Origin of the sequence: Amycolatopsis sp. GA6-003 (assembly GCF_046267895.1) — a bacterium.
GTDB lineage: Bacteria > Actinomycetota > Actinomycetes > Mycobacteriales > Pseudonocardiaceae > Amycolatopsis.
Map to the genome: position 1 here is coordinate 862,257 of NZ_CP176499.1, position 21,001 is coordinate 883,257.

Consider the following 21,001-nt stretch of genomic DNA (forward strand, 5'->3'; position numbering starts at 1 on the left):
GGTTTGGGGACTGCCGTCGGCCAAGCCCCTGCACCGCCCGGTCCTATCGCCTCAGTCGGAGAAGCCCTGTCCCGCTGGATCGGCCCTGGCAAGATCGGCAGCTTGCCCCGCCCCGGTCGCGGGAGCCCATGCCCTGCCCGGACCTGAATATCTCGCTGACCTGCTGATATTCCCTCATGCTGCCGAATGGCGAGAACAGATGATCATCTCATGCGGTCCATCGGAGCGGTTCCGCACCCCCCTGAAAAGGCGTGCCCCGCCGTCGTATACTCTCTTCATCAGCAAGTCCGAGTGGCGGAATGGCAGACGCGCTAGCTTGAGGTGCTAGTGTCCTTAACGGACGTGGGGGTTCAAGTCCCCCCTCGGACACACACATTATTCACCCGTGGAGAGGCCGTCAGATCGACGGCCTCTTTTTCGTGGTCGAACCGCAGGTCAAGAGCAAGGTCCCGGTAGAGCTGGGCCAGCTTTCCCGGTTCCGAGTCGGCCAGCGCAGCGCCGATGTCCCCGAGCGAGTCGATCATCGCGTAGACCTCGGCCTCGCTCAGACCGGCGGGCTCTCCCCGGTTCGCCAGCTCGGCCTGCGCCACCGCTCTGTCCGCCTGCGCCTGGTTGATGCTCTCCACGACCGCCGCCGGGTCGATCCCAGCCGCGATGGCGTCCTGGAACCTCCGAATCTTGGCCTCGGCCTCCTCCAACCGCCGCCGAACTGCGCCGTCATTCCCTGACTTGGCCGCAGGCTGCGCCTCCACCAGTCGCTTCACAGTCCGATCCACGTTTTTCGGATCGAACAGTTCCCCGATCCAGCCGTTCACCGCATCCCGCAGCGGCTCTTCCCGCAGGTAGATCGTCGGCGGATGACTCGCCAAGGCCGGTGACCCCGGGGCGAGCGTCCGCGCCGGGCAGCGGTAATACATGCCGTGCTTGCGCGGACTGCCCTCCATCTTCCGTCCGCACGCCACACAGCGAATCAATCCTCGGAACAAGTACTGGTGCTTGACCGCCCGCGCAGACCGCTCGGTCTTCCGCGCGGTCCGGAGTCCGCCAGCGGCTTTGGAGCGGCGCAGCAGTTGAGCCCGCGTGAAGTCCTCCACCGAGATGATTTCCGGGTGCGCGGGCTTGCGCGAGCGGACAACGCGTTCCGGCGCTGCCCGCCTGAAACGCACGACGTTCCCGGCCGCCACGTCCTCCGGGTCCAACAGCATCTCCTGCCGCGTCCAACGCCCGAAGAATGCGTAGCCGGTGTACCGCGGGTTCTCCACGATCGACCGCACCGTGCTGCCCTGCCAACCGTCCGCGAACCGGTGCCGGTTCTGCGCTGGCTTGTGCGCCGACGGGCAAGGAATCCCGAGCCGGTTCAGCTCATTCGCGATCGCCCGGTCACCCCAGCCGTCCAGGTAGGCGGCGAAGATCCGCCGGACCACATCGGCGGCGAACTCGTCCACAGCCAACAATCGCAGCCGGAACCCCTCCGCCGCCTTCCGCGGATTCGGATGCGGCCCGCCGTCGACCACTACGTATCCGTACGGCGCGCGACCGCCCTGGTGACGGCCCTCGTTGATCACCTGCGTATCCATCGCCGCCCGCACCCGGGCTTGCACGTGCTGCCGCTCCGACTCGCTCATCCCGCCGAGCACGCTCATCAGCATCTTGTGCGACGGATTCCGCGGATCGAACCTCCCGCCCAGCTCCGGCACCCACAGGTCCACGCCGTACGCCGCGAACCGCGGTGCGATCAGCGAGAACTGGTTGCCGAACCAGCACCGCGTGCCCTCACCGACGACGATGGCATCCCAGCCGCGATGCGGATCCTTGAGGGCAGCCAACAGCCGCGAAGCCTCATTCCTCCGCTCCCACGGGACTGACCGCGACTGACCTACGTCGAAATACTCGGTGGTCACCCGCCCGCCGAACGGCTCCACGAACTTCCGCGCGTTCCCGAGCTGCCAGCCCAACGACGTCTCCGGGTCCTGGTTGTCCTCCGTCGAGCACCGCCCGTAGAACGCGACCGACCCGATTCCCTCGTCGACCGGCTCTACCGCCTGGACACCCAGAATCTCGTCCAGAGTCGCCCACGGGTCACTGATGAAATCAGCCGTCATGCTGCACCCCCTCGACCGGTTCCAAGACCGGAACCGCAGTCAATTCGATCAGGATCGCCAGCAGTGCTCGTGCCGCAGGCACGGTCAGCGTCGGCGTCTTTACTGGCAGGATAAACCGAACGGCACTGGTTGAGGTTTCGCGGCGAGTCATGATGCGCCACCCCCGCGCACCTCGTCGGCTCGCGTTCGTGCTCGGTCAATCGATGTACTGATTTCAGCCGTCAGATATCCACGAACCTGCCTGACACTCCCGTCCTCACCGGATACTCGCCCCCGCCTGCCCTGGCAGCCAAGGTCTGCCATTAGCTGTGCGAACTCCTTCGCGTCCACCGCCAACGCCTCGACCAGCTCAGCTGTCGGGATGAACTCCCGCTCGTCGCCGTCCAAGTAGCCAGCGAGAGACGCGAGCGGCTCCGGCAGCGCGGCAGGCTCCGTGGCCTCTGCCCGCCCAAGAACCTTCAACGTGTTTTCCAGCGCCAAGTCCGACCCGGCTGCGTGCCCGGTCAGCGTGCCTTCCGCCTCACGCAGCTCCCGACCACGGCGACAGATCGTCTGCCAGTCCTCATTCGGCATGTAGTACGTCCGCACAGTCAGCGCCAGCACATCCCCGCCAGCCTGTGCATCCCCGTCCGGCCGAAGAATCCCGACTCCCTTGTGCGATGCCAGCAACCGACTGCTGTCATACCCACGCGTGTTCATCTGCTCACCGAGCACGATGTTGCTGTCCCGCCAGTCCATCACCCGCAACGCGAACCGCGACCCAAGCACTGCCCGCAGGCCAGACGGAATCGTCTTCGAGTCCGGTCGCTGCGTCGCCAACACCAGCACGATCCCGGCCGCAGGCCCCTTCTTCGCCAGCCACGTCAACAACTCGCCGACGTACTCACCCGCCGTCAACGTCTTGCCCTCGACCTTGACTGGCGTCCGGTCCTCCAGTGGAACCTGCACCTCGTCCACAAAAATCGCCGTAATCGGCATATCCAACGCCCGGTCCCGCGACATCGCCGGCGTCACCTTCGACTCCGGACACGTCTCGTCGTCCAGCTCACGCATCCGCCGGAACCGCCCCTGCACCTCGCTGACCAGCTCCACGAGCCACCCGACCAGCGCCAACACGTGCTCCGGCTCATCACCCGACATGAACCGATGCGCCACACGCCCAGCCGCGTCCCAGTCCTTGCCTGCCTTGAAATCCGCCACATGCAGCCGCGTGAACGGGTCGAGCACCAGCCCAGCTGCAGCCAACCGCGCCGCGAATGTCTTGCCCTGCCGCGGAATCGCCCCGACCAGCAACGACGTCCACACCAACGGAAGATCCACCCGCCGGTCCCGCGCATCCCGTCCAAACGGGACCGGCCGCCACGCGTCCCACCGCGCCGCGTCGAGCAACGGCGTCCTCCGCGGCGCCGATGCGTACGGATCCTCATCGGCAACCCACATCGCGACCCGGCCAGCGTGCCCGCCGTTACCGCGCACCCGCTCCACGATCAGCTGCACCTCATCGACTGCGAGCGCCGACGCCAACGCCTCCCGGTTCTTGATCACGTCCGCGGCCTTCCGCGTAGCCGGAAGATCCACGGTGATCGCCCAGCCGTCACCCACCCGCGTGGAGCGCTCGACCAGCCGCAACGTCTCGTCCTTGCCCACCAGCTTTGCGTCCCGAAACGCGTCGACCAGCACCTGTGGATCCATCGTCCAGCGCAACGTCCGCGGCCCGGCCAGCACCGCCTTTCGCCCCGGACTCCCTTCGCGCTGCCGTCCGAGCACGGCCAGCGCAACCGCCAAGACTCCACCGAGAGCCCAAAGAGCAACGGTGCCGTAGACCAGTTCGGCCATCAGCGTGACCGCAGCTGCGGCCGCCGCAACCGCACCGGTGACCTTCCACCGAAACAACGTCAGCGCCCGAATGTCGGCGAACTTGTCCGCAAGCTTCTCCGACTGCTCCGCCGCCTCCCGGAAGTCCCGGACGGTCACCCAGGCCCGCCACCACCGCGCAGCCGCAACCAGCCCACGCGCCACCGCGCCCAGGCAGCGGAATGGCGAGCGCACCACACCCGCAACGAAGTCCTTAGCCGCTTGCCGCGCCTGGTTCCGGTCCTTCAACCAAGTCGGCACCCACCGGGACCGCAGCCACCAGGACTCAAACCGCTTCCGCCGCCGAGGCTGCGGCAACGTGTCATCCACCAACTCGCCGTCGAGTATCGGATCGGCCTTGACCAGCGCGTCGTCAGCCATTGGTCACCTCCGCGCGCAGCGCCCGAGCCAGCCGCGGCGACAACCCGCGCGAACACCCGGTCTCCTGCCGAACCCACGCCGGCGTGATCTCCACGCCCGGAGCCCAAGCCGCCCGTGCCTCGGCGAGGTAGTCCGCGAACAGCTTCCGCCGCCCGCCCTCGACCGGCCGAACGACTCGACGCTCACCAGCAGCCACCAGCACGGCATCGGTCAGCTTGTCCCGAAGATCCGTAACCGCCTCCACCGCCACGAACACCACCAACGGCGGAACGGAATGCAACACGATTGCCGCAGCCTCACCGGCCATGAACGACGTCCAGGTGTTCATGACATACGTCGCCGCGAGCGTGAACCACTTCGCCCGCCGCACCCACGGACCAGTCCGCACCTGGTACCGCGCCGTCACCTGCTCCGCCCGGAGAATCGCCAGCAGTACTAACGAAACCGTCGGATCCAGCACCCACGCCGCCAACCACGGCAACGACCACACCGCCGTGTCCGCCGACGCGAAGGTCTGCACGTTCGTCATCGTGAAGCCCAGCCCGAGCACTATCCCGGACCACGCCATCCAGTCGACCTGCCGCCGCACCCGCTCAATCCGCAACGCCACCACGTCCGGATCCGTCTGATACGCCCGAACCTCCGCTGCCTCAGCAGCGTCCTGCGCCAACTTCTGTGCCCGACTCATCGCCGACCACCCCGCTTCGAGGTGTCGACTGTCGTTACGGTCAGCGCTCGGGTCAGGGCATGCGCCGCGAACAGCGCAGGCAACCCCAACACCGCCAGCAAGACCCACGTCCCGCCCTGGTGAGCGATCACCACCCACTGAACCGCCACGATCAGCGCCGCGTTGAACACGACCCGCCCGGCCAACGACACCAGCCGCGCCCCAGACCGCGCCTTCTCCGCAGCCGCCTTCGCCCGGCGCGCACCCGCACGCCACACCCAAAACAGCACCAGCAGCACGCCGACCCCGGCCACGACCTGCGTCGGCGTCACGATCAGCCCGTTCATCGCGCACCCCCGGCCCTCTCGCCGCGGCGCAGCCAGTGCGGGTGCAACGCCCGCCGGTCGTCGTCCGTCATCCCGCCCCAGACACCAACCGTCGCCTCCCCGGCAGTCCGCAACTCCAGCTCCAGACACATGTCCCGTACTGGGCAACCACCGCACATCCGGGCAGCGAGTTCCGCATCCGACGACGCGGGCGGCGGGTCACCGTCCGGTGGCCACATACAGAGTCCATCCCTGGTCACGACGTCGTGGAGCACGTCGGACGGCACCCAACGGAGCGCGTCGAGCCGCCAAGCAATCCCGATCAAAGTGAGTTCGTCCATCACGCCGCACCCCCGCCAAGGACGCGCGTCAACTCGGTGGACGGGATCCGCAGCCCCTCCCGACGACGGACCACCCGCAGCTTGCGACTCCGGATGGCCCGGCTGACCGCGCCCCGCGAGACACCGAGCAGCCAAGCCGCTTCATCCGGCGTGTGAAAAGTGACATTCGAGTTCATAAGAAAAGGCCAATCTGATGATTTCAAGACTATGTTGTTGATTTCAGCTGCCCGACGGGCATAGATATCCGACGCGCCGCGGCACACCCGCTACGCGGCGCGAGAAAAGCGCAATGACGCGCTAATCTCGGCGCTGAGGCGGAGCGCGGAGGAATAGGTGTCGGAGGATTGGGCGGCGGTCGCGAAGGCGATCGACATGCGCGTGCACGAACTCGGCTGGCGACAGCGAGAGCTGGCGGAGCGGTCGCACGTGTCGCAGGCGATCGTGCGCGAGCTGCAGCACCACACGGTCGAGCGCCGACGGAGCGCGCGCACGCTCGAAGCACTCTCGACCACGCTCGGCTGGCACCCGCAACATCTGCAGGCAGTGCTGCAGAACCGCACGCCGCCACACCCCGACGAGCCGACCGACGACGGCGGCGAACTCTCGTCCCGTCTCGACGCGCTGGAGCAGCGCCTGGACGAGATCTTCGACCGGCTGGACGATGTCCAGACCAGCCTGGCAACCGTCGTCGACCACGTGCAGAAGAAGCGCTGACGGCTTGCGCTTCGGGCTGATGAACCAGGTGATTTCCATACCCCGAATTCAAGGCCGAAACGGCGACCGTTCCCATGCATCGCCAGTGCATGAGCAGTGCACGACTAATGCAGCTTCCAATTCGGAAAGCGCGCACCGATGAATCCGGCCGACGAATGGACCGGCCGCACCGCATCAGCGCTGCAAGCCGCTCTCCGAATGAGCAATGAAGGTTTCGCCGCACACCTCGGCATCGGCGTACGGACCGTCGCGTCCTGGCACCAGAAGCCGGACCTCCGCCCGCGGTCGGAGATGCAACAGGTGCTCGACCGCGCATACGAGCAAGTCGGCGATGCCGAACGCGCCCGCTTCGCCGAACTGGCCGGCATCGCACCGGCCGAGACCTCCGCGAATCCCCGCCTGCACGACGACCCGAACATCGCGTCCGCGCTCGAATGGATCGACCAGCACGCACATTGGTCTCCCGGAACCGCGCGCCGCGCAGTCGCCGCCAAAGCCGCGCAACTGGACACCCAAGCCCTGCGCGACCGCAGCACCCGCCGCAGCTGGGTCACCCAACGCGACACCGCCGACGCACTTGCCGCCTACTACGGCAGCCGAACCGGCGACCACGGCCTGTACACCGCGCGAGTCAGCACCGAACTCGTGAACACGAGCATCCTGACCTGCGCGAACTGGCTAGATCTCGACTGCGAGCTACGCCCCGCATCAGACCGATTCAGGGTCGCCACCGCGCAGCCCGAGGCAGACCTGGCCCTCGACGATGCCGCCGCAACCGCAGCAGTTCACCGGCTCGCCGAGTCGCTGGCCATGAACACCCGCCTCGTGAACAGCCCGCTGTACCGCGCGCTCGCCCTGGACATCGCTGAACACCAGCTCGCCGGATCCTTCGGCACCACGCACTTCGTCCACTACGCACTGACGCTGGATCTGCTGGAGGGCGAGCTGGTCGACGCCATCATCGCCGGCGGACCGCTCAAGCTTCCGTTGCGAGACCGCTACCTCCCCAACCTGGCGTCCGTCCTCGATGTCGGAGACCGACTCTGCGCCGGCGGCGCACTCGCCCTCACCGCCATCGCCCGCCCCGCCGACCCGTTCCGCGGAGAAGCCGACTACGTCCTGTTAGTCCAAGAACGCTCGGGCAACGTCCTGAACGCCGCCCGCCGCCTGGCCGTCATCCCGAAGGGCTTCCACCAGCCCCTCACCGACGTCCGCCGTGACGCACAGATCGGCGCGACGCTTCGGCGCGAGATGGAAGAAGAACTGTTCGGCCGCCCCGACATCGACAACACCGTCACCGATTCACTGACCGCAGACCCGATGCACCCGACGCTCATGTCGGAACCGATGCGCTGGCTCATGCAAAAACCCGGCCGCCTCCGCATGGAGACGACCGGGTTCGGGCTGAACTTGGTGAGCGGCAACTTCGAGTTCGCCAGCCTCATCGTCATCGAAGACGAAGAGTTCTGGAACCAGTACGGCGGAGTCGTCGCCGCGAACTGGGAATCCTCGACGCTACGCCAATATTCGACCACAGACACCGAGCTTCTGACCGAACTGCTGACTGATGTAGCGTGGAGCAACGAAGGTTTGTTCGCCATGACGCAAGGGCTCCGACGCCTCGCGGAAATCGGCGGAGACCGGGTGCGCCTGCCAACGATCGAGTGGGAGATCAGCGAGTGACCGAAGGCTGGACCTGCGGCAACGCCAACGAAGACGCCGCAGGCAACCGCGGCTGGCTGGTCGGACACTTCCTCGACCCCACGCACGGAGTCCGAGCCACGAACGACGTAGAAGTCAAGTGGGCCAACCACCCCGCAGGAGACAAGCGTCCCGAGTGGACGGCCGACGACCAGCGCACCACGCTCGTCATGCTCATCTCCGGCGAGTTCCGCATCGACGTCACCGGCGGAACGAAAACAATGGCCCGCCAAGGCGATTACGTCATGTGGGGTCCAGGAATCGACCACTCGTGGGAGGCGCTCGCCGACTCCGTCGTGCTGACCGTCCGGTGGCCGTCAGCAACGTAGGTCAATCGGTGGCAACGACACCCGCGCACCGCCGATCTCCGACAACCGGCGCAGGCCGAGCAAGAACGCGAATAGGCCCTCGTTCGTCCACTTCTCGTCTGCGATCAGCTCGCTGACCAGCTCCCCGTCGAGCGTCGAGTACTGCCGCAGACCAGAGACTTCCCAGTTCGCCTCGACCACACCACCGAACCGCAGCCAGAACTCCTCGTCCTCGATCACGACGAGCGCCGCGAACTCATAGTTGCCGCTGACCAGGTTGAACCCGAACCCGGTGCACTCCATCCGCATCCGATCCGGCTCCGCTGTCAACCACCGCATCGGTTCCGACAGCCGTGTCGGGTGCATCGGGTCGGCCGCACGTTGCACATCAGTCGTGGTGTCGACATCTTGCCGACCGAACAACTCTTCCTCCAGCTCACGCCGCAGCGTTGCGCCGATCCGCGCGTCGCCCCGCTGGTCCGCCAGCGGACCGTGGAACCCCTTCGGGATCACGGCGAGTCGACCCGCCCCGTTGACCACATGACCGGATCGTTCCTGTACGAGCAGGAGATAGTCAGCTTCGCCGCGCATGGGATCCGCTGGCCGCGCGATCGCGGTCAGCGCCAGCACCCCACCAGCACAAAGACGACTGCGCATGTCGAGAACGCCAGCAAGGTCTGGCAGCAACTCGCTCCGCAACTGGGTCTCGCCAGCCGCTAACTCCCGTTCGAGCAGGTCCGGACCCAACGCGTACTCGACAAACGACGCAGTGCCGACTGTGCCGCCGACATGATCGGCGCAAACGTCGACGTCAAGCAGCCGGTACAGCGGCCGATCGGCAATCCGGACGTCCGCTGTCGCTGCATCTGCCAGCCGAGCCAAGGCCGCGTCCGTTGTCCCAGCTCGCTGCTCTGCAGCAACTCGCGCATCAAGGACGAGCACATCCCGCCCGGGGTCCAGCGGACATCGGAGATCTGTCCAGTCAGGTCTGGTCACCACGCTCGTGGTAACCAGTTCGATGCCGACCTCCGCACCGAAGTAGCAGTGTTGGCCCTCGAGAGTGCCGTAGAACTGTCGAAGTACCTCCGCCTCCTCAGCTCGGCGACCGATCCGACGCTCACGGCCCGACTTCGGTCGTACAGCGCTCCGAGCTGTCCCCGCAGCCCAGCCCGCCGACTTGTCCAACCATTCGAACGCGGACGTAAGCGCAGGGCCTCCCGCTTCGGGCGAGCCTTGCCCGAAGAATGCCCGAACGTCCGCCACCGGTCGCCCGAGCACTCTTCCCAGCTCCGGCCACTGGTGCGGCAGCGGACGATGCCCGCCGGATTCCCAGCGCGCGACGGTCGTCCGGTCGACGCCGAGCACCGCGGCGAGCGTCTCCTGTGTATGACCAGCGTCTTCGCGAGCCAAAATCAGCGCTTCTCGCCGCTCTGCCATCGCCGCACCTCACCCCTTCCGGCCAGCCAAGTTGGACGATAGCAAATGCAGACGCAGGTTATCCGCACAAGTGCCACAGCCTCGCCACACGAGCGCCGTGGTCTCGCACCAGCCGGACGCATTGAATGATTTCAACAGATCACAGGCTGTCGAGGAGAGGTCCGATGCGAGTTGGTGCGGAAACACAGTGACACCAGACGCGGCACTCGACTCCGGCTCGAACTGGGCGTCTCAGACGCTCTAGGGAGCATGGGCCTGGGACAGGTCACAGCCGTCACAACCGTGATTCGCCCAGATCAAAGCCCCTTTTGTCGCGTCATGCCACTCCGCAGCCGCCCGGCACTCTGTGACAGCTCCGAGACGCACCAACCACCGGCACGGGGATCCTCATGCAAGCGCTGATCTTCATCGATCTCGATCACGTCCATCCCGTCGTCGACGGCGTGTGGCACCGCGCCCTCCTCGACTCTGTTCCGGACCCCGGCGAAGACGTGACCATGCTGTGCGGCCTCACCGCGCCGGCCGGTTTCAAGTCACGCGACAGCCGCGACCCCAACTGCGTTCTCGTGACGTGCGTCCACTGCGACTACCAGTACCGCCGCGCCAACGGCATTCCGATCCCGCCGAACCATCCCGCACTGTCGCGGTAGCCCCCGAGAGACCCGAACTGCGATGCCCCCGACTCCTCGAACGCGCATCCTCGGAGCCAGTCTCCGAAACGCGCGCATCGTCGCCAACTTCGGACTCCGCGAACTGGCACGCCGAATCGGCGTTGCGCCCGCAATGCTGTCCAGCTGGGAACAAGCACGTCGCACGCCGAGCCTCGCGGACGTCGCCGGCATCCTGGGTGCAATCGGCGCCGTCGGCAACGCAAGGCGCGACATTCTCCGCATTGCCGAAGGCACAGCAGAACAGTGCTGGGTCGTCCGCGGCACGCCAGGGTCTCCGGCTCGGACCATAGCTCTGGCCGCGCACAACGAGTCCGCGCAGTCAATTGTCTCTTGGGATCCATTCGCGATCCCAGAGGTACTGCCGATCGCACGTACGCATCCGGACACGCAGCTTGCCCCGCTGGAGGCGTTCGTATCCGATCGCGCTCTCAACTACCGAGTTGGGAACATAAGTCAAACCGTACGATCCGTTATCCGCGCTGCCGCGGAGTCACGACAATTCGCACTTCACGTCGTCCCTGCTGATATAGCCTGGCGAGCAGGCCTTACAACGGCATTCGATCGGTACGCCATGAACAGCGGAGAATCAGTCGTCTACTGCGGACAAAGAGGCCTTGGCATCTTCACGGTCGACCCGCGCGAGACTGGAAGTCCATTTCATAAAGACGTCGAGCTAGTCCGGCAGATCGCGGCCAGCCATGGCAAAGTACTCAGCCTCCCTTCGACGTCCGGTTCAGGGTTAGCGTTCTAGCGTCGCCGCTTCCTTAGCCTCGGCTGCTTAGACGTTGTCGCCGTCCGGGCCAACAGCCTCGACGATTGCCGAGAATCTCCTCGACCAGCCCCGCCCAATACTCCTGATCTCCGGCAGCGCGATCATACTGGGATCGGGGATCGCCGTCGAGGCGCGCGAGCCGTCGCGCTCCTGACTGACGGGGCAACGGACTCCACGAAACGCGTCACGTCACGACCGAGGTCGATGCGGTAGCGCAACGGCATCCCGCTCAGCGCGGAAGGAAATCAATGGAGATGAGCATCTTGCCCAAGTAACGAACTCAACGCAATATCGGAGCCAAGGTCGCAGATAAACTCATTCGAAGAAAGGAACAAAGAAGGCTCCAATGGTTCAACATTTGCGCAATCAACTTGTACTTTATTTGAGCAAGGCCATGAAAAATCCGAATTCGACCGCGGTGAAGATTTCTTTTGCCGGCGGCTCAGATGCACCAGTCGCTCACCTTCGTCGTTGACATCTCGCCTAACCGCGTAAGTATCAAGCAGGCCACACCACTCATCGAACGTCAACTGCGACTGCCAGAAGCGCGCCGTTCGACTCCATTCTTCTGCACGATTTCGAACATTTGGGTAAAGCTCATGAGAGGAAACATCTGGTCCGGTTGCAACAATTAGGATAACAAGATTCGCACCATAAACGGCAAGCCGAGCCGTCTGAGTCTTAGCTGCTGGACAATAACCATTATTCGACACGGTTACTTCCGGGTATTCAAGCGCATGAAAGGCATTTACCAATTCTGAACGAATGCTCGCACGGAACTCATCCGAAGCGTCTCCCATGCGACCTTCAAGGAAATCAACTATTGTATTTCGCACAGAAAGGACGGTCCACGAAAGGAAGGTTTTGAGATCCAAATCGTCGGCTCGCCGGCGCGCCGAAAAAGTGCGCGCATCCGCCACTTTTGCACGATTGACCATGTCCGTCAGGAAACGCCAGACAAGCCGAACTACCAGATACTCAGAAAAAGTCGCATGCAAAAACTCATAAGTGCCAAAATCGACGTCTTCGAGTGACGTCCTAGCGCGATGAATGAAGAAAAAGCGACCCAATGCGTCCTTGGCCGGTCCAGCCAGCCGTCGATGCTCCGCAGTCACAACTTGCTTTGGTTGAGATGTAATATCTAGCGCGACGAGGTCTTCGGCTACCTGTTCGTCCGTTACCCACTGCGCACCACGATTGAACATCCCAAAAGCGATAACCGAAAGCAGCAGTAGTTCATTCTCAACAGTCTCACCATCCTCATATCCAACCCGGCTGCGCTTGGAAACTTCCCGACTGACAAATCGTTGCACTAATCGCTCGTAAAGCTCAGTCTGAGTGAGTTTTCCAAGAGCGTCGCGCAGAGCGCCGCTCTCGGCGTCATACACCGCGAGCATCAAAAGCAGCAGAGGCTGCGAAGCTAGATCGAAGTAGCGTTCGATAACCTCGAGGTCAAGAGGGCCGTGCCCCACTCTGACCAGGAAGTCGCGGTTGGTGTTATTCCATCCGTCGAGCCATCGCTTCACCTGATCAAGATTAAATGCATCCAGTCGCACTGCAACGGTTCCACCCGGGATTCGCATTCGGTCAGCAACTGTTACTCGGCTAGTAACAATGATCGCGACATGCCGGCCCTGCGTCGCTTCTATCTCCTGGAACCGCTTCGCCCGAATCAGATAGTCGGACCTGCTTATGCCGGTGGCCTGGACAAGTTCATCGAACCCGTCGAGAAAAATCACCACCACCGACTCCCCAGCAGCCCTTGCGAACTCCGCCCACGACACCGACTCATGCGTAGCCAACCGGATCGCATACTCGATCTGCTCGTGAATCTCGATGTCCGCTGGAACATCGCGCAACGGGACACAAACGGCTACGAAATCAGGTGAAGGCAGCTTTGCTGCCTGCACCTGCGTGAGCAAAGACTTCCCAGCGCCTGGGTGTCCCAAGATCACCAAAGGGTTCAACAATGCAAATGGTGTCGACAGATAACCGAGCAGGAACTTACTGACTTCCCGCCTTACGTCCTGGGCCTGCCAGAAGTCTTCACTGTTGATCGGAGTCTGCATATCAGCTTCAGCGATCCTAAAGTGTGGGTCGATATAAGCCCGGCTGACCCGAGGCGCGTCAAGCCCGTCGAGCAACTCCTCGACTGGGAGGAGTTTACGGCTCAGGACCGCCCTGTTGACCCGCACCACCGCTTGCAATACCGGTGGAATCTGTTCGACCGACTCAGCACGCGCGAGGAGCATCCGCATAGAATCGTCGATGTTCGCAAGCTGATCGCGAGTGGTCTGGTGGCCAGCGAGATTCAGCCAGATCGCGAACTCGGGAGACTCCGCCGCGAACTGCTGGATCGATGCCTCGAACTGTCGAGCAGCAACGGTAGGGACAATGGTGAGCAACGTCTTGGTCGCCTCTTTCTGCTGGGCGGTGCTCAGCCCCTCCCAGACACTCAGCCCCTCAATAAATACCGCGAAACGTACGCTCATATCCTTGTAACAGGCAATTAACTCCGTTCCCGCACGGACACTGTCAACCTCCACTCCAAGCAGTGGAAGTTCAGTCGCAAGAATCGCGGACATCATCTTTGCGTACGAACTTCCCCCGTTCGTCGAGATCGCAATGCTGACGGAGTTTTCACGTGAGAGTTGTGCGTCGTCGAGTTGGAACGGAAGGTCAGCGTGCTCTACAGCATCGAAGTACGCTGCGACCATCAAGACGCCACGCGCCGCATGAAGCCGCTGGATACGATCAAACTGAGTCAGCTTGCGCCGCTTGTCGATTCCATATGAAACCAGGTCGTTCGTCAGCCTCGCCAGTTCGTTCTTCGCACCGAAGAGCGACAAGAGGCTCGGCATGAACGGGGCTCCGCCCAGCAGCAGCCCGCCGAAGACCTTGTCCATAGCCTGCACGACCGGGCTGTTCCCGGCGCCCAAGGTTCTCACCGCATCCTGGTAGGTCACTCGCGTCATGGCACACCCTCCCGAGACAAGAATGCCGATTGTGCCAGATTCGAGATGCAGACCAGCTGATGCACCCGGCGTCGATGGCGGTCTTTCCTCACCTCATCCCTGCGCTCCCGGCCGTCATCAGGGCTTGGTGCAGTACTAACACGCAAGACCAGCCTCATGAGACCTCCCCGCACCGAACGCTGGCATCCCCGAGATGCGGGACGGTGCCGTACCAACTCCTTGCAGGCTCAGTCACGTCAATCACTTCGTCTTCGTCGAACCCGCAACTGCGCATCGAGTTTCCCTGTTGAGGTGCTGTTGTGCCAGACCGGCCGCCGCTCGCTCGCTTCGGTGCTGCACCGCAGCCAGCCAGACTCAGCCTTAGCGATCCGCCCGGTTGAAGTACTCCCGGAGTTTGCGTTCGGCGTGCATCCGGGCCGCAGCTCCTTCGCCGGCCAGAAAACCGAGGGAATGCGCTGCCGACGGCAGCTCGAGTCCTTCGATCCGCGTTCGTGCGATCAGTTCAGCCTCCGCGCGGGTAAGAAAATGACGGGCGACCGAATCGGCCAGAACTAGATCCACGTGCCCACCGCTGCGGGTCACTGGCACCTGCCCGGCTGGCAGGGAGCCTCCCTCGCGGCCAACCCGGCTGGCCGCGGACGCCACCGCCCTCGAGCGGGCAACGCGTTTCAGATGAGCCGCCAGCCTCGGAGTTCCCGGATCGGTCACGGGCAAAGCTTCCAGGAAACCCACCAGGAGGTCGCCCTCCGCATCGTCCGGCTCGATCCCGTGCTCGTCGGCGATTTTCCGAGCCATCGCCACGAGAGCGGGCGCGGCCAAGGCCACGGCTACGACTCGCCACGAATGAGGATCGTCCTGCGCCCGGCGCACCACTTCCGCCCAGATCGCGGCTTTGACGTCCGAGCTGGTCGTCGCCGACCGCACTAGATCTACGACTTCGAGCGGAGACAGCACCCCGTCGGGAAGATCTTCGGAAACAGCCCAGCTTTCCAGCCGAGCCGGGGAACCGGCAAGCGCCGAGCACAACCGGGCATACGTTCCCCGAAACGGAAACGTCCCCGTCACTGATCTCACCACTCGAACCTCCTGTCCGGAAGCAACTCTGGTGCGTCTTCGGGCAGCGCGAAGAAAAATGCTAATAGCGCTACTCAGCGGAATAGCTCGCTCAGCCGGTAGGCGAGAGCGATGGCCGACGGCCATCCGGCGTCGACAAAAGAATTCAGGACCGACCGCACAGCGGACAGCATGGTTTCGTCGCCGACCACGTGAGCTCGAAATTCCGTGAGATACCGCGTGATGAAGGCGATCGCCTGCGCAGCGGCCAACTGATCGAAGGTGTACCGGTCGCCGGTGTCGATCGCCGCGGCCGCGACCCGGAAGGCGCGCGTCGGGTCGGCCACGGCAAGAGTGCCGAGCGCTTCGAGCATGGAGTGAGTGATCGACGGATGCCTGAACTGCGTCATCCCTTCCAACGAGGATAATGCCTCACCGGCGAAGTTCGGGTCGACGCCGGACTCGGCCTGGGTTTCGGACGCGAACTGAATCTCGTCGGCGACATGGTCCGCTGTCAGGTAACTCCGGGTTTGACGATCAAGATCGGCACTGTCGCGCAGCCGGTTCAGCGCTTCGATCGCCTTCCTCAGGAAACCGAACGCTCGGGTACGCTCGGCTTCCTGGCTGGCTGGCAACTCAAGCCAGCCGCGCAGCTGGCTTATGGTCTGCCACGCTGCGGAAGTTTCGACGTTGTCGGTCAACCAGGTCGTCACCAGCACGGTCGCCACCGGCGCTCGATGCCGAACTGCGAGGTGCAGGGCAAGATCGGTGAAGACAGCCAACGAATCGACCGTCGCCGGATCATCACCGGTGCCCGCCGCCAACGTCGACCACGGCGCACCCTCCGACAGCTGGCCCAGCAGCGAATCGATCCCCGACACGCGGTGTGGCAGAAACCTGCCCAGGGTGCCAACGAGTTGCGCGGCGACTGTCGGGTTCGTTTCTTTCACCACCAGCTCGCACACTAAGGAGAACGCCGATTCCTCGTCAGGCGAGAGCAGATGCGCCACTGCGCTGGCCGTCAGCCGGCCGACCGGATCGGCATCGTCGAGTTTGGCGGTCAACCGAGTCCTCATCTCCTCCGCGAACGCCGAGAACCGCCAGCCGGGCGAGCACCACAATCGGGCGAGCGATTCGATGGCACAGCGCGCCGGAGTGGGCGACCAGGACCGCAACGGTTGAGCTCCCTCCGCGGCAGGCGGGTCCGTCTGCCCGGCAGCGCGGAGCAGCACCGGCATCACCAGCGCAGCCAACTCCGAATCGGGCTGCGGAGCGCTCGCTCGGATAAGGCGTTCGATGGCCCGGAACACTATTTCCGCGCCTGGCGCGCGACAGTCGGCACCGGTGACGCCAAGGTCAAGAGCGCGACGGAGCGCCGCCTTCAACGCAGCCGCATCTTCGGACGCGAGCGTGTCCGATTGCGCGGCCAGGAGCCCGCGAAGGGCATCAAGTGCCGCACGCTGCTCCGGATTGGTTATCTCCGCATCGCGCTCTCCCAGGTAGTCGCTCAACGTCGTTGGAACAATGCTGCCTACTGGCGGCTGCGGCGGCAGGATCTCCGGAGGACCTTCTCCGTCCGCCAGCCGCCGCGCTCGCCACGCCAGCGACGGATCTCGAATCTGGTCGGCAATGAGGCAGCCGCACAGCTGATCGAGCATGATTTCCGCGCCCGGGCCGCACGGATCGGGCAACAGGCCGGGCGCGGCAAGGACCGCCTGTTCGACAGCATGGTGCTCCGAATGCGACAACGTGGGCCTGACCGCGCGGATCAGCGCCCCCGCTGCATGGCGGGTGTCGTTGTGGGCCAGCAGTGCGCCGGACTTCAGCGTCGGCAGAAATTTGTGTCCCAGGCCCGCGGGACGCCGTGCCGCGGCTGCCAGGAACTCCGTCCATGCCTCGGGATGCCGGATCCGGCCGACCAGACTGTCCACCACCGGGTCCAGTTCGGCCTCAGCGTCGTGGCGACGTTCCAGTGCCTCGGCGAACGCGGTTACTACCGTTGCCGCCACGCCGTGGCCAGGTCCATATCTCAGGTATGGGCCGAAGAGATCGACTTGGCCTCGCGCGGACCGGCAAGCGAGCGGGTACGCGGGCATCTCGGGTTTGCCAGGCAGCGCGGCTGCGACCACGTCCACCGCCCGGGCGAGGCCGGCGAGTTCGATGAACTCTTCTATGACCGTGCCCACGGCGTGTTTGGCCATCTCTAGATCCTGCCGCCGCGTCGTGGTCAGCGAAACGACCCCTTCATGGAGCGGAAGAGGTTCGTCGCTGTCGGTTCCAGCACCCAGAACAAACGCAAGAAGGTCACAGGCGAGATCCGGATCGGCTCCAGCTATCAGAGCCGCGCCGTCCACGAGGTGATAGAGGTAGCGTGGAGGCCAGGACGCACTGATCCCAGCTCGCAGCGACGACCGGACCGATCCGCTGAGCGAGGCATCGACGGCCACCGCGCGCGGCAGAAACCGTACGACCGCACTTGCGAGCGGTTCCAACTCGGCTGGGTCCTCCACCGCGATGTCCATCAGAGCTGCAGCACAGCCCGCCCAAACCTCAGCCGCGACAGCGCCCGGTGCCATCGGGCGCACAGCGTCGAGCTGCTGCAAGAGCGACATCGTCTGGTTCGCCAGCGTTCGGTCGAACCTTGCCCTCAAGGACGCCGTCGCGCGGGCAAGCACCGCGGCCCACAGCTCTATCCGGTCGCTCGCCTGCCGACGCAGCTTGTAGTCGTCCAGGCCTAGCACACCCACAAGCCATCCGACGACGGCGGAGAACACCGCAACGTCGGCGGAGGCGAGATCGAGCAGCCATTGCACATCAGCGGGCGCGTCAGCTTCGGCGACGAACACCCGTACTGCCGCAACCCCGGTCAGGCTGTCGGCGTACCTGGCTGTCTCAGCAACCACCTCTGCGAACATCGTGCGTCCGTCGTCGGCATGCCAGAGGTCAGCCAGATGCAGGTCGATGCTCGGCCGGGCGACGAGGACCAGGTTCTTGTCCTGCCGAAGCCTCGGCACCAGCTGCAAGTCGTCATCGCCGGCGAAAATCAGAGCAGCAACGCTGTAGTCGAACAGAATGTGATGCGTATAGGCGACCGACTGCGAACCGGCTGCGCGAAGCCGACTTCGGACCTCGGCGAGCACGCCGTCCCGGACAAGCCCGGCTCGCGTGTCGAGAAGTCCGTCGGGCACTGTCGATCCGCTGGCCCGCAGCGCGCGGCGGGTCAGCATCTCTTCGGTGATCGCAGTCAAGACCCGCAGCCGGCGCTCCTTGTCCGGGTGCTGCTCGACTCGGGTCCGCCAGTACGCCTGCAGCAAGTCGAGCTGATCTCGGGTAGTGGCCAAGGACGCCCGGCTCAGTCCGGATTCGAGCAATTCGCACGCCAGGCGCAGGTTAAACGGGTTGCGGACCAGATCGATCAGATGCTCGCTGGCACCCGAGACGAGACTTCCGACGACGGGGTGCCGACCGGCGAGCAACGCAAGCTCGTCGCGCGAGAAGCCGCCGAGAAGAAAGTGCCTGACTCGTCCCAGATCGGTGTCCGCCGCCGCGGCGGACACCGGTGGGCCGGCGAAGACATTCCGCCAGTCGTGGCTGTGGCGCAGGTCGAACTGCCGCATGGTGGCGATCGCCCGCCACCGCGATCCGGCAAGTCCGGCGACCACCCGGACCAACCAGTCGACCGGACCACCGCGCGCCGCGTCCAAGCCGTCGATCAGCAGGTTCGCCCGGCCTTCGCCGGGCCACTTCTTCAAGACCGCGAGCAAGGAACGGCTCAGCCGCACCCCCTCGCGGATATCGCAGGACTGCGGTCCGAGCGTGTCGACGGTGAGCAACACGACCTGCTCCCCACGGTCGTCGAGCTCGCGCGCGAGGCGGTTCAGCGCACCCGACTTGCCGCACCCGGGTTCGCCGGTCACCACGAAGTTCTGGTCTGCGCTGAACAACGTCTGGAATTCCCGCCGTTCGACGCTGAGCCGTTCTGTCGTTCCCGGCAGTGTCGTATGGTCCGCCAGCGCCGACCGGTTCGCGGCGGTCACCTCCCGCACTGCGGCAAGATCGTCCTGGAAAGCCCGGTCGTCCGGCGGGAGCTGGCTCAACAGTTCGAACGCGAGCGCGGCCGCGTGCCGGGCCGCGGCCGGCTGCCACTCGCAGTCGGCAGCCCCGGTCTTTCCGGAGAGCAGGTCGGAGACGCCGCGCACCACCAAACCGGGGATATCAGTCACGTAAGCGCTGTAGAGAAAGCCGTGTCCTTCCATCTCCACCGCAAGTACGTCGCCGCACGCCGCGCGCAAGAATGCAGCCGTGCCCGAGTCCCGATCGGCGACGACCTTGCTGCCCGCCGCGATCGGCCCCAACACCGCTCGTGGTTGCGCTTCCGGCACCGGCCCGATGATCCGATGCTGCCATTCGTCGTCCCGCGCGATTTTCTTGGCATATTGCACCAGCCTATAGGCCCCGAAAAACGACTTGACCCGCGGTTCGAAATCGGCCGCCGTGTCCTTTCCTTCCTCGTAGCCGTAAACTGACTCAGCCGCGACTACATCGCCGAGAACGACATCTTTGACGCCGCCGGCGACCCCCACGTATAGGACCAGTTGCGGCTGGTATCGGTCGACCGCGCGCGCGATCTGCACACCTGCCTGAGTGTTGCCAGCACCCGTTTGCAGCAGAACCACCTTCCAGTCCCCGTACCGGGCGGGAAAGTGCCCGATCTGGTAGAGACAACCGCCGTCCTCTTCGGACTCCAGCGATCCTTCGAGATGCTTGCGCACTTCGCGGTATTCTTCGTCGATAGCTACACCGATGACGACCGTACCCAGCGACTCCTTCACTTGCTCCCCTTTCCGCGATGCGCGACGACCGCGTCCCGGACAATGGCGGGGTGCAGGCGAGTGCCCGTTCCGGCGCGATACAACGCGGGCGGACGGCCGCCGACACCGCTCACCCGGGTTCCCGTCGGGACCACGAAATCGGCGGTGCTAGTAACCTTTCGATGGAAATTCGACGGGTCCAACTCGACCCCCCAGACGATCTCGTATACCTCACGGAGCTGCGCGATCGTGAACTCCTCGCCGCAGAAGGCTGTTGCCAACGTCGTCTGGGCAAGCTGATCTCGGGCGTACTCGACGGCGTCCGCTAGCAGCCGGCAGTGGTCGAAGGCAAGACGCCGGGGACCGTGCTGGAGCCGGTCGACAGGAAGCCACTGCGCGGCCGCGGCGTCGCCTCCCGCGACCGGCAGCGGCAGATCTGGCATCACCGCGACGTAGCAGACCGAGACGACGCGGCCTCGGGGATCGCGACCAGGTGCCCCGTAGCTGCCCAATTGTCGTACCGCCAGCCGTGCGGCGTCCAAGCCGGTCTCCTCGGCGAGCTCGCGCTGCGCCGCCCCGTCCAGATCCTCGTCGTCTTCCAGAAATCCCCCAGGCAGCGCGAACCGGCCCTGATAGGGCGGAAACTTCCGGACGACCGCGAGCGCTTGCAAGGAGTTCTGCCGAATGGTCAGGACCGCCAGGTCGACCGCTACCGAGCATCGCGGCATCTCCCACTTGTCCACGCCGTCACGGTAGCCGTTTTTGGTCATCATGACAAGAACTGCGCTACTCTCGTTGCGATGGCTTACCCGGCCTCCGCTCCAGCCCACCGAACCTGGATTCCGAACGCGATCTCCAGGCGTCCGTCGAACAGCGCATCGGTGTCGG

17 protein-coding genes and 1 tRNA gene are annotated in these 21,001 nt (G+C 64.7%); 6 read left to right on the forward strand and 12 right to left on the reverse strand.

Annotated features, from left to right (window positions below; translation table 11 throughout):
- The first annotated feature begins 285 nt into the window (after positions 1–285).
- A tRNA-Leu gene (locus F9C12_RS04105) sits at positions 286–369 on the forward strand.
- Here F9C12_RS04105 and F9C12_RS04110 read toward each other — a convergent pair.
- The 7 genes from F9C12_RS04110 to F9C12_RS04140 are packed head-to-tail and all read right to left on the reverse strand — an operon-like array spanning position 351 to position 5,847.
- Entirely contained in the window at positions 351–2,102 is a 1,752-nt protein-coding gene (locus F9C12_RS04110; protein WP_409464795.1) for a recombinase family protein, read from the reverse strand. The genes F9C12_RS04105 and F9C12_RS04110 overlap by 19 nt on opposite strands.
- Positions 2,092–2,253, reverse strand: coding sequence for a hypothetical protein (locus F9C12_RS04115; protein ID WP_409464796.1), 162 nt, complete (start codon positions 2,251–2,253; stop codon positions 2,092–2,094). The genes F9C12_RS04110 and F9C12_RS04115 overlap by 11 nt, the downstream gene beginning before the upstream one ends.
- Positions 2,250–4,337, reverse strand: a complete 2,088-nt coding sequence (locus tag F9C12_RS04120; RefSeq protein ID WP_409464797.1) for a cell division protein FtsK — start codon at positions 4,335–4,337, stop codon at positions 2,250–2,252. The genes F9C12_RS04115 and F9C12_RS04120 overlap by 4 nt, the downstream gene beginning before the upstream one ends.
- Positions 4,330–5,025, reverse strand: coding sequence for a hypothetical protein (locus F9C12_RS04125; RefSeq protein ID WP_409464798.1), 696 nt, complete (start codon positions 5,023–5,025; stop codon positions 4,330–4,332). Before F9C12_RS04125 ends, F9C12_RS04120 begins: the two co-directional genes overlap by 8 nt.
- Positions 5,022–5,351, reverse strand: a complete 330-nt coding sequence (locus F9C12_RS04130) for a hypothetical protein (RefSeq protein WP_409464799.1) — start codon at positions 5,349–5,351, stop codon at positions 5,022–5,024. The genes F9C12_RS04125 and F9C12_RS04130 overlap by 4 nt, the downstream gene beginning before the upstream one ends.
- Entirely contained in the window at positions 5,348–5,671 is a 324-nt protein-coding gene (locus F9C12_RS04135) for a WhiB family transcriptional regulator (RefSeq protein ID WP_409464800.1), read from the reverse strand. The genes F9C12_RS04130 and F9C12_RS04135 overlap by 4 nt, the downstream gene beginning before the upstream one ends.
- Positions 5,671–5,847: a helix-turn-helix domain-containing protein gene (locus F9C12_RS04140; protein WP_409464801.1), complete on the reverse strand. Its 177-nt coding sequence runs from the start codon at positions 5,845–5,847 to the stop codon at positions 5,671–5,673. The genes F9C12_RS04135 and F9C12_RS04140 overlap by 1 nt, the downstream gene beginning before the upstream one ends.
- 157 nt (positions 5,848–6,004) lie before the next feature.
- Here F9C12_RS04140 and F9C12_RS04145 point away from each other — a divergent pair, with 157 nt between their 5' ends.
- The 3 genes from F9C12_RS04145 to F9C12_RS04155 all read left to right on the forward strand — a co-directional run bounded on the left by F9C12_RS04145 (position 6,005) and on the right by F9C12_RS04155 (position 8,415).
- Positions 6,005–6,385: an XRE family transcriptional regulator gene (locus tag F9C12_RS04145; RefSeq protein ID WP_409464802.1), complete on the forward strand. Its 381-nt coding sequence runs from the start codon at positions 6,005–6,007 to the stop codon at positions 6,383–6,385.
- 138 nt (positions 6,386–6,523) lie between these two features.
- Positions 6,524–8,068: a transcriptional regulator gene (locus F9C12_RS04150; protein ID WP_409464803.1), complete on the forward strand. Its 1,545-nt coding sequence runs from the start codon at positions 6,524–6,526 to the stop codon at positions 8,066–8,068.
- Positions 8,065–8,415 carry a signal peptidase I gene (locus F9C12_RS04155; RefSeq protein WP_409464804.1) on the forward strand — a complete coding sequence of 117 codons (351 nt, stop codon included), beginning with the start codon at positions 8,065–8,067 and terminating at the stop codon, positions 8,413–8,415. The genes F9C12_RS04150 and F9C12_RS04155 overlap by 4 nt, the downstream gene beginning before the upstream one ends.
- Here F9C12_RS04155 and F9C12_RS04160 read toward each other — a convergent pair.
- On the reverse strand, positions 8,404–9,831 hold the full coding sequence (locus tag F9C12_RS04160) for a helix-turn-helix transcriptional regulator (protein ID WP_409464805.1): 1,428 nt from the start codon (positions 9,829–9,831) through the stop codon (positions 8,404–8,406). The genes F9C12_RS04155 and F9C12_RS04160 overlap by 12 nt on opposite strands.
- Positions 9,832–10,220: 389 nt before the next feature.
- On the opposite strand from F9C12_RS04160, the gene F9C12_RS04165 reads away from it, so the two are divergent.
- Both F9C12_RS04165 and F9C12_RS04170 read left to right on the forward strand, forming a co-directional pair.
- A complete protein-coding gene (locus F9C12_RS04165) occupies positions 10,221–10,481 on the forward strand; it encodes a zinc finger protein (RefSeq protein WP_409464806.1) in 261 nt (86 codons plus the stop codon).
- Positions 10,482–10,503: 22 nt separating this feature from the next.
- Positions 10,504–11,253: a helix-turn-helix domain-containing protein gene (locus F9C12_RS04170; protein ID WP_409464807.1), complete on the forward strand. Its 750-nt coding sequence runs from the start codon at positions 10,504–10,506 to the stop codon at positions 11,251–11,253.
- 266 nt (positions 11,254–11,519) lie between these two features.
- Here F9C12_RS04170 and F9C12_RS04175 read toward each other — a convergent pair whose 3' ends face one another.
- The 4 genes from F9C12_RS04175 to F9C12_RS04190 all read right to left on the reverse strand — a co-directional run bounded on the left by F9C12_RS04175 (position 11,520) and on the right by F9C12_RS04190 (position 20,886).
- On the reverse strand, positions 11,520–14,240 hold the full coding sequence (locus F9C12_RS04175; protein WP_409464808.1) for an NACHT domain-containing protein: 2,721 nt from the start codon (positions 14,238–14,240) through the stop codon (positions 11,520–11,522).
- A gap of 369 nt (positions 14,241–14,609) precedes the next feature.
- Positions 14,610–15,044, reverse strand: a complete 435-nt coding sequence (locus tag F9C12_RS04180) for a hypothetical protein (protein WP_409464809.1) — start codon at positions 15,042–15,044, stop codon at positions 14,610–14,612.
- Positions 15,045–15,397: 353 nt separating this feature from the next.
- Positions 15,398–20,134 carry a hypothetical protein gene (locus F9C12_RS04185; protein ID WP_409464810.1) on the reverse strand — a complete coding sequence of 1,579 codons (4,737 nt, stop codon included), beginning with the start codon at positions 20,132–20,134 and terminating at the stop codon, positions 15,398–15,400.
- Positions 20,131–20,886: an NUDIX hydrolase gene (locus tag F9C12_RS04190; RefSeq protein WP_409464811.1), complete on the reverse strand. Its 756-nt coding sequence runs from the start codon at positions 20,884–20,886 to the stop codon at positions 20,131–20,133. The genes F9C12_RS04185 and F9C12_RS04190 overlap by 4 nt, the downstream gene beginning before the upstream one ends.
- Positions 20,887–21,001: the final 115 nt, after the last annotated feature.

What these genes read in the sequence shown, in the direction of transcription:
- F9C12_RS04110 (WP_409464795.1), bottom strand. Translation starts at nt 2,102, where the DNA reads ATGACGGCTGATTTCATCAGTGACCCGTGGGCGACTCTGGACGAGATT.
- F9C12_RS04115 (WP_409464796.1), bottom strand. Translation starts at nt 2,253, where the DNA reads ATGACTCGCCGCGAAACCTCAACCAGTGCCGTTCGGTTTATCCTGCCA.
- F9C12_RS04120 (WP_409464797.1), bottom strand. Translation starts at nt 4,337, where the DNA reads ATGGCTGACGACGCGCTGGTCAAGGCCGATCCGATACTCGACGGCGAG.
- F9C12_RS04125 (WP_409464798.1), bottom strand. Translation starts at nt 5,025, where the DNA reads ATGAGTCGGGCACAGAAGTTGGCGCAGGACGCTGCTGAGGCAGCGGAG.
- F9C12_RS04130 (WP_409464799.1), bottom strand. Translation starts at nt 5,351, where the DNA reads ATGAACGGGCTGATCGTGACGCCGACGCAGGTCGTGGCCGGGGTCGGC.
- F9C12_RS04135 (WP_409464800.1), bottom strand. Translation starts at nt 5,671, where the DNA reads ATGGACGAACTCACTTTGATCGGGATTGCTTGGCGGCTCGACGCGCTC.
- F9C12_RS04140 (WP_409464801.1), bottom strand. Translation starts at nt 5,847, where the DNA reads ATGAACTCGAATGTCACTTTTCACACGCCGGATGAAGCGGCTTGGCTG.
- F9C12_RS04150 (WP_409464803.1), top strand. Translation starts at nt 6,524, where the DNA reads ATGAATCCGGCCGACGAATGGACCGGCCGCACCGCATCAGCGCTGCAA.
- F9C12_RS04160 (WP_409464805.1), bottom strand. Translation starts at nt 9,831, where the DNA reads ATGGCAGAGCGGCGAGAAGCGCTGATTTTGGCTCGCGAAGACGCTGGT.
- F9C12_RS04165 (WP_409464806.1), top strand. Translation starts at nt 10,221, where the DNA reads ATGCAAGCGCTGATCTTCATCGATCTCGATCACGTCCATCCCGTCGTC.
- F9C12_RS04170 (WP_409464807.1), top strand. Translation starts at nt 10,504, where the DNA reads ATGCCCCCGACTCCTCGAACGCGCATCCTCGGAGCCAGTCTCCGAAAC.
- F9C12_RS04180 (WP_409464809.1), bottom strand. Translation starts at nt 15,044, where the DNA reads ATGGCTCGGAAAATCGCCGACGAGCACGGGATCGAGCCGGACGATGCG.
- F9C12_RS04190 (WP_409464811.1), bottom strand. Translation starts at nt 20,886, where the DNA reads ATGATGACCAAAAACGGCTACCGTGACGGCGTGGACAAGTGGGAGATG.